Origin of the sequence: Pseudomonas rossensis, from assembly GCF_039888995.1 — a bacterium.
GTDB classification, from domain to species: domain Bacteria; phylum Pseudomonadota; class Gammaproteobacteria; order Pseudomonadales; family Pseudomonadaceae; genus Aquipseudomonas; species Aquipseudomonas rossensis.
This window is the reverse complement of the sequence record NZ_JBBWCB010000246.1, coordinates 1-3940: the sequence shown is the minus strand read 5'-3', so window position 1 is coordinate 3940 and position 3940 is coordinate 1. Positions and strand designations below refer to the sequence as shown.

4 protein-coding genes are annotated in these 3940 nt (G+C 51.3%); 1 reads left to right on the top strand and 3 read right to left on the bottom strand.

The genetic code is table 11. From position 1 onward, the window contains the following. Positions 1–734: site-specific integrase (locus WLY71_RS29925; RefSeq protein WP_347806448.1), on the top strand; the 734-nt coding region annotated here is incomplete at its 5' end. 57 nt (positions 735–791) lie between these two features. Here WLY71_RS29925 and WLY71_RS29920 read toward each other — a convergent pair. From WLY71_RS29920 to WLY71_RS29910, 3 genes are all read right to left on the bottom strand, one after another. Continuing rightward, positions 792–2126 carry a hypothetical protein gene (locus WLY71_RS29920; protein WP_347806447.1) on the bottom strand — a complete coding sequence of 445 codons (1335 nt, stop codon included), beginning with the start codon at positions 2124–2126 and terminating at the stop codon, positions 792–794. An 11-nt stretch (positions 2127–2137) separates the two neighbouring features. Then, positions 2138–3070, bottom strand: a complete 933-nt coding sequence (locus tag WLY71_RS29915; RefSeq protein WP_347806446.1) for an ATP-binding protein — start codon at positions 3068–3070, stop codon at positions 2138–2140. A 9-nt stretch (positions 3071–3079) separates the two neighbouring features. Further along, positions 3080–3940, bottom strand: an 861-nt coding sequence (locus WLY71_RS29910; protein WP_347806445.1) for a Mu transposase C-terminal domain-containing protein, incomplete at its 5' end; no start/stop codon positions are given.

Here is a 3940-nt window from a genome sequence, read left to right as displayed (position 1 = left end):
GTCTAGCGGTGCTCGGTAAATGGCACCGGATTCAGGAATGGGACAGCCCGACCGAAGCGCCTACGCTGAAGACCTTGCTGCGCGAGGCACGTAAGGCACAGTCCCGCCAGGGTCTGAACGTACGTAAAAAAACCGCTATCGTGCTCGAGCCGTTGCAGGCCCTGCTCGCCACCTGCAGCGATGGCGTGCGCGGCGTGCGGGATCGCGCCCTGCTCTTGCTGGCCTGGAGCGGTGGCGGTCGACGGCGGTCCGAGGTGGTCGGCCTGCAGGTCGGCGACGTGCGCCAACTGGATGCTGACACCTGGCTGTACGCCCTCGGCACCACTAAGACTGAAACCGGCGGGGTGCGCCGTGAGAAGCCGCTGCGCGGCCCGGCAGCGCATGCGCTCGCTGCCTGGCTAGCGGCGGCACCTGCTGACAGCGGGCCGCTGTTCCGCCGGCTGTACAAAGGTGACAAGGTTGGCACCACTGCGCTGTCGGCGGACCAAGTTGCACGCATTGTCCAGCGCCGCGCCCAATTGGCCGGATTGGACGGCGATTGGGCGGCGCATAGTTTAAGGTCGGGGTTTGTCACCGAAGCCGGTCGCCAGGGCGTGCCGCTCGGTGAAGTGATGGCCATGACCGAGCACCGTAGCGTCGGCACAGTAATGGGCTATTTCCAAGCTGGGTCTCTGCTGAGTAGTCGAGCGAGTAATCTGCTAATAGACTCTTGGGACGAGACTGAGCAGATGTAACCACTTTGCCGCCAATGCGGGGCGACTTGCTCCGTCATCAATTTATCCTCCCGTTAGCTAGACGACAACTTCCTTTGTCGAACGCCTAACAAGGTCGGTAACCGTTGCTTGGCACCTGACAAGTATTGGCCCTCCAAATCCGGAACGCTCAACTTTGATTGTAGGCATCGGCCCTCGGCATAACACGCGAAAAGGATATGAGGTCCGTCTGAATATAACTGGCCAGCTACGCCCACCAAAGTACTTAATCTCCGGTCGACTTAGCAAAATAAAGTTGTCGCCCTGAGCCACATGAAACTGTAACCGTCCAAGAATAGACAAAAATACCAACGCAGCCTCACGATAATTCCAACATGGAGCAAATGTTGGTAATGGATTGTTACTGCTATCAAGGCGTAGAACTGAAACGCTACCGGGCGTCGGCCATACCTCGTACCGGTACTTCATTCGCATTAGCACATATGCTAGCGCCATTGGACAAAACACAGTGGATCTCGCCGCTCCATCAGGGTACGCGGTGATTTCATTGAGCTCGGCAAGACAGGCACGGTGATGAGCAAAGTAGCGCTGCTCGATCTTGGCAAAAATCTCCTGATTCGAATGCAAACGCAGCTTATCTTTAGCGCTGAATTTTCCAAGCCGACCATGCCCGCCCGCACGCCCCCTTACTCTATAGCGCCCAACCAAGGCAATGGGCTGATCATCGCAACGAGTACGCGCGATTACCTCAGGGCTTTGCAACTGTAAGATTTTCTCAAACGGCCCAGTCAATTCAGCTCGAGAAATGCTATTGGTATAGTACATGTCGCAATAACCGCAACCACTTCCGCCTAGTTCTTGGATGGCCTTATACCAACGCGCTTGCGCTTCCCCAGTGCTACGTAATGCGCCCATTAACTCTTTACCTCGACGCATGCTGAGCTCGGTGTAAAACCCTATATTTAAAAATCCACAATTTTCGCATAAGTCCATTATGTTTGGGATGGTAATACTATCCCGAAATCCTCGAAAGAAATTCTTGGTGCAAGAGCGACATGCCACTTTCAGTGCACATTTATGCAAAATGCAAACCTGGTGAAAGCTGACCGAATTGAATACCGAGTGGTAGCCAAATTTAACGCAGTCCTGACAGAAGCGCAGCTCATCTGTGGCACGTCCTAATGCAGCAGCAGGTACGTACGACCAAGGAAGGTGATCCTCTAGACCATTAAATTTCCGCTTAAGTTTTTTGGTGAGTTTATGCTGGGCCCACTGATGATCAGAGATAATGTCCTGGGTTTTACCAACCGCAGCGTTCAATGACAAAAAATTAGCATGAGAGACCTTTAAATAAATAGAGTAGATAGATTCGTAAGGCATAGGGCCGCCCGCCGGGTAAAATATATCTTTCATTAGGCACCTCGCTATTTACTAATTTTACGACAAAATTCTTTAAAGTTACTTTCCCGTACGGCTTCTTCTATAAGGTCTTGCGAAACCATCAGGCCGGGCTTATCCTCTTGGCTGAGTATCAAAAGTAAGTATGCGACAGTTTGCGTGACATGTTCCATCGGCAGGTTGTTTACATACTTGCCTGACGCCACGCGCGACATTTCACGCCAAATATCCTCCGCCAGGTCTGAGATCTTAAATCCTGCCAAGTGAGCGTTCGGCAAAATGTCTTCCGTATAACTACAAGTTTTTCCGCCATTGATTGAACTATCGTCATACAGCCCTAGTACATTGCCAAGCTGCGCCAAAGTGGTGACCCCAAACATCGGCTTGATGTCTGACAAGAACCTACCGATGATGTGCCTATCGTCGTTTTGAAGGAAGTCAGTAACTGTTTTTTCAATCGAAGGCATAGCGAATGAAATCACCGTCAAGGTGATCCTAAAACCGCGCAACTTATTATATAAGTCGGCCAACTGATCGAAGTCAGCGACCGACAGCCGCTGTAACTCATCGATTAGCAATACGATTTGTTTGGCTGACTTCTCGGCAGCCCTGATTTTTAAACGCTCCAGAAGCATCGATTGGCGCTGGATGAATGTTGTTCGAGATTTTGGGACGATCCCTTCTTGCTCAAGCAGTTGATGTACAACTGAGGAATATCTGGGTGCTGTTATATCCTGATTGCCTGCGGGCATCATGAAGACGTAGACGTTTGGGAATTTTTTGGGGATTTCGTCCATTAGTGCTTCACAGCAATATGTTTTTCCCACGCGCGGCTCCCCAGTAAATACGACACCGGTTTTACGCATCAAGACTTTAAAGCAAGCGTTCTGCACGACCGCCATCAGGGCCGGAGTGTTGAGCCTGTATTCTCTGCTAAGTAACGAATTAGAGTATTCCATGGCAATACCTTATTTCAGAATTTCAAGTGTTTTCCAACGTTCTGTAACAACCGACGTAGGCTCTAGGGTTTCTGACTCAGGTCTCTCAACGGTTGGCAGCTGAGGCGCTTTGTCTATCTCCTCCTGAAGCCTCTTCAGTTCGAGATTGTTTCTGGCGTTCGCGTTCGTTCGCAGATGTTTCTGCCAAGCCAATACAGGATGCTCTCCCTCCATAATGTCAAACTCCCGCTTCGCATAGGCTCTGTTCACCAACTGTCGGGTAGTCACACTATGGGGAACGTTGCGCCATGCGGCCTCCACCCTCAGTTGGCCAAAGTAGATTCCATCAGACAAGTAAGCCTCGACATAACGATAGTCATGAGGCGTGATACGAACCAAAAGCTGTTGCCCGATAAGATGCGGGGAGTTCGCCAGTTCTGGACTGGTATAAATCGCTTGGTCCAGCTTGATACGAGGACGGACACCCTTTTTTACGCTACCGGTGACTCGTGCGTGCCGCGAGAGACTTCCCAAGGCAATGCTATTTAGATATATTTCCGATGTTAAAGGCAGCAGCATAAGTTTGTCGGATGCATAGCCATGCATAACGTCGAGCGGACTGTTGACCTTATTTAATCCGCCCTGAGGGGTCCCGTTATAATTCGCAGTATATACATCCATGACCTCAAGTGCGTCGTCCACGTCGATTTGATAGTATACGGCGGCTGCTTCAGGTGCTTCCGCACGCCCACGCTCCGGCGAACTTCCGGTTGTAGAGGGAAGTTGCTGCATCACTCTGTGTGTTATCCGCTTGAACAACCCTTCTATCTTTGACCGGCGGGCCGGCTGCCCTAGCGGTCCAAAATTTATCGCAAAACCAAGCCCATGCAA

Excerpts from the sequence above, each read along its gene's own strand:
- WLY71_RS29920 (WP_347806447.1), bottom strand. The coding sequence starts at position 2,126 with ATGAAAGATATATTTTACCCGGCGGGCGGCCCTATGCCTTACGAATCT.
- WLY71_RS29915 (WP_347806446.1), bottom strand. The coding sequence starts at position 3,070 with ATGGAATACTCTAATTCGTTACTTAGCAGAGAATACAGGCTCAACACT.